Annotated in this window: 2 protein-coding genes and 1 pseudogene; 2 read left to right on the top strand and 1 reads right to left on the bottom strand. The window is 68.9% G+C overall.

The window, feature by feature from the left end; genetic code table 11:
- Positions 1-619 (bottom strand): TetR/AcrR family transcriptional regulator (locus E1218_RS35355; RefSeq protein ID WP_233712694.1); only part of this gene is annotated, 619 nt, incomplete at its 3' end.
- 69 nt (positions 620-688) lie between these two features.
- Here E1218_RS35355 and E1218_RS35350 point away from each other — a divergent pair.
- Both E1218_RS35350 and E1218_RS35345 read left to right on the top strand, forming a co-directional pair.
- Positions 689-2,152, top strand: coding sequence for a flavin-containing monooxygenase (locus tag E1218_RS35350; RefSeq protein WP_132327384.1), 1,464 nt, complete (start codon positions 689-691; stop codon positions 2,150-2,152).
- Between the two features lie 58 nt (positions 2,153-2,210).
- Positions 2,211-2,769: pseudogene (locus E1218_RS35345) on the top strand (hypothetical protein); the annotation flags it as partial.

Genomic DNA, 2,769 nt, shown 5'->3' with positions numbered 1-2,769 from the left:
TTTCGGGGGTGGGTGGCGCGGGGATGCGGCTGCGCCAGATGGCCAGCCGTTCGGTGGCGCCGGAGATGCTCTGGGCGACGATCTGGATCTCGTCCTCGTCGGCGGAGCGGCCGGGTGGGAGGTTGCTGCGGACCAGCGCGGGGATGAGTTCGATGCAGGCGGCGGGGACCTCGTCGGTGGCCGCGGCGGCGGGGCCGGCGGCCGTGCTCATGCCGAGCATCCCCTCGTCGATCAGCACCGACCACGCCTGCGGGTGGTCGTCGAGGAACTCGAACCACGCGACGAACCCGGCGTACAGCGCGTCCTCGGCGTCGCCCGCGGCGAACACCGCGTCCGACACCGTGTCGAGCAGTTGGATCCGCAGCCGGGCCAGGCAGGCGAGGAAGAGTCCGTCCTTCGAACCGAAGTACTGGTAGATCAGCGGCTTGGACACCCCGACCGCGGCGGCCACGTCGTCCATCGACGTGCCGTGGTACCCGCGCTCACCGAAGATCCGCTCGGCCGCCTCCAAGATCTCCCGCTCCCGGGCCGCCCGATCCCGCCGCCGGCGCACCGGAACCGCCTCGCCGTCCCCGGATCCGGCGTCGGGGGAGGGCGTGTGCGGCGTGGTGGAGGTCACTTGCGGAGTCTAACTGACTCCGAGTAACTTACTCCGAGTAAGTTCCGCGGCGCAGGCTGGAGGACGTCGATGGCGCAGGAGACCAGTCACCACCGGATCGTCGTGGTCGGCACCGGGTTCGCCGGGATCGGCATGGCCGTGCGGCTGAAGCAGGCCGGGTACGACGACTTCGTCGTACTGGAGCGGGCGGACGACGTCGGCGGAACCTGGCGGGACAACACGTACCCAGGGTGCCGGTGTGACGTGCCGTCGCATCTGTACTCGTTCTCGTTCGCGCCCAATCCGGACTGGTCGTCGACGTTCTCGCCGCAGCCCGAGATCGAGGACTACCTCCGCAACGTCACCGACCGGTTCGGCGTCCGCCGGCACATCCGGTTCGGGCGTGCGGTCGAAGAGGCGCGCTGGGAGGACGGGCAGTGGCGGATCCGGACCAGCCAGGGCGAGTTCACCGCTGAGTTGCTGCTGTCCGGGATGGGGCCGCTCGCCGAGCCGTCGTACCCGGAGCTGCAAGGGATCGAGTCGTTCGAGGGGGAGGTGTTCCACTCGGCGGAGTGGAACCACGATCTCGACCTCAGTGGCCGCACGGTGGCGGTGATCGGCACCGGTGCTTCGGCGATCCAGTTCGTGCCGGCGATCCAGCCGGAGGTCGAGGAACTGCGTCTGTTCCAGCGCACCGCGCCGTGGGTGATGCCGCGCCCGGACCGGAGCATCACCGAGGTCGAGAAGGCTGTCTTCCGGCGGTTCCCCCTGGTGCAGAAGGCGTTCCGGGCAGGGATCTACTGGGGTCGCGAGTCGATGGTGCTCGGCTTCGCGAAAATGCCGGCGATCATGAAGCTGGCGCAGAAGGTCGCCGGGAAGCACCTCGAGCGGCAGGTCCGCGACCCCCTGCTCCGCGCCCGGCTGACGCCCGACTTCACCCTCGGCTGCAAGCGGGTGCTGATCTCCGACGACTACTACCCGGCGATCGTCCAGCCCAACGTCGATGTGATCACTGATCGGATCGCGGAGGTGACGCCCTCCGGGATCGTCACCGAGGACGGGGTGAAGCACGACGTCGACACGATCATCTACGGCACCGGGTTCCGGGTCACCGATCTGCCGGTGATGGACATGGTGCACGGGCGCGACGGCGTCTCGCTGCGGGAGGCATGGTCGGACGGGATGGCGGCGCATCTCGGTACAGCGATCGCCGGCTTCCCGAACTTCTTCATGCTCATCGGGCCGAACACCGGGCTCGGGCACAGCTCGATGGTGTTCATGATCGAGTCGCAGATCGCCTACATCCTGGATGCGCTGAAGACGATGGACGCCGAGGGGCTGCGTCAGGTCGAGGTACGGCCGGAGGTGCAGCGGGCTTTCGTCGACGGCGTCCGGAGCTCGATGCGGAACACGGTCTGGACCCGCGGTGGGTGCACGAGTTGGTACCTGGACTCCGAGGGGCGCAACACCACCCTCTGGCCGTCGTTCACGTTCCGGTTCCGCCGGCTGACCAGGCGCTTCGATTCGGCGGAGTATCAGACTCTCGCTATGTGACATCGCTCGTGTTACATTCGATTGGTCAGATAGCTGGCTGATCGGAGGCGGTGCCGTGGTGGAGCTCCTGGTTCCGTTGCACGGGATCGGTGGGCGCGGCGATCTGCCGGTGCCGCTGTGGCTGGCGATCTACTCAGCCGGGGCCGCGGTGGCGGTCTCGTTCTTCGCGCTGGCGGCGTTCTGGACGCGGCCGCGGTTCGGCGTTGCTCCCGGTCGGCCGCTCGCGGTGCTGACCCTGGTCGTCGACGCGCGGGCGGTTCGGTCGTCGATCAAACTCGCGGGGGTGGTGGCGCTCGCGGTGATGCTGGGGGCTGCGTGGTGCGGCAGCAGTTCCCCGGCGCTCAATCCGGCGCCGACGTGGCTGTTCGTGTGGATCTGGGTCGGGATCATTCCGCTGTCGCTGCTCTTCGGGCCGGTCTGGCGACTCGCGAACCCGTTCCGCACGATCGCCGCCGCCATCCGGTCGGTGGCGTTCCGCACACTGGCGCTCCGGAGACGGAAGCTCCGCCCCGCGGCGAACGGCGAATCCTCACATCAGGTGGTGTCCGGTGGCGGGTCCTCGGAGGCGGTGGAGGTAGGCGGGGAGTTGTCGCGCGAGGTCGTGCCGGGTGGTGGGG

The sequence above is a fragment of the Kribbella turkmenica genome (genome assembly GCF_004348725.1).
Lineage (GTDB): Bacteria > Actinomycetota > Actinomycetes > Propionibacteriales > Kribbellaceae > Kribbella > Kribbella turkmenica.
The sequence above is the reverse complement of the archived record's forward strand: the minus strand, read 5'-3'. Positions and strand labels throughout refer to the sequence as shown.